This window comes from Streptococcus sp. CSL10205-OR2 (genome assembly GCF_025660655.1).
GTDB lineage: Bacteria > Bacillota > Bacilli > Lactobacillales > Streptococcaceae > Streptococcus.
In genome coordinates, this window is sequence record NZ_JAOTIN010000032.1 from 1 (window position 1) to 770 (window position 770).

General features: G+C 39.5%; 1 protein-coding gene. It reads right to left on the reverse strand.

What is annotated here, in order from left to right:
• Positions 1-770: Cna B-type domain-containing protein (locus N7659_RS08095; protein WP_263276624.1), on the reverse strand; the 770-nt coding region annotated here is incomplete at both ends.

Consider the following 770-nt stretch of genomic DNA (forward strand, 5'->3'; position numbering starts at 1 on the left):
CCCTTAATCACTGTGGTATAACCTTTAACAGCGTCTTCTGATAGGCTATACGCGATTTTCTTTCCATTCTCATATTCTGGAAGATTCTCAAAGCTATATGACCAGTTGTCTTTTGCTGTCACAATAGCATGTCTCACTTCTTTATCATTGGCATAAAGGCGAACAGTAATGGACTCTGGTCTTAACTTATCTTTATTGTCAGCGTCATCCCATGTTTTCTTACCGACAACCTTAGTGGTGCTTGGGGTGTGTGTATTGGTAATGTCAAAGCCGTCAATAGTGGTTTCATAGCCTTTAACAGTTTCTTCTTCCACTGTATAGACAATCTTCTTCCCATCTTTGAATTCTGGTAAGTCAGTGAATTCATAAGTCCAATTAGTTTTCTCACTAACTGTAACCGTTTGATCAGTTGCTTTACCATCTGCTAAGAGAGTAATCGTAATACTTTCTGGTCTAATACCATCTTGGTTGTCGGCATCTTCCCATGTCTTAGTGCCTGAGATTGAAACAAGACTTGGTTTGTGAGTGTTAGTCACATCATAACCATCAATAGTGGTGGTATAACCGTCAACAGCGTCTTCTGTCACACTATAAACAATCTCTTTACCACCTTTGTATTTTGGTAAGTTCTTAAATTCATATGACCAATCACTGGCTTTAGAAACAGTGGCTGTTTGTCCTGTCGCAACACCATCTGCTAAGAGGTTAATCACAACTTCATCTGGACGAATGCCATCTTGGTTCTTAGCATCTTTCCATGTCTTAGTTCC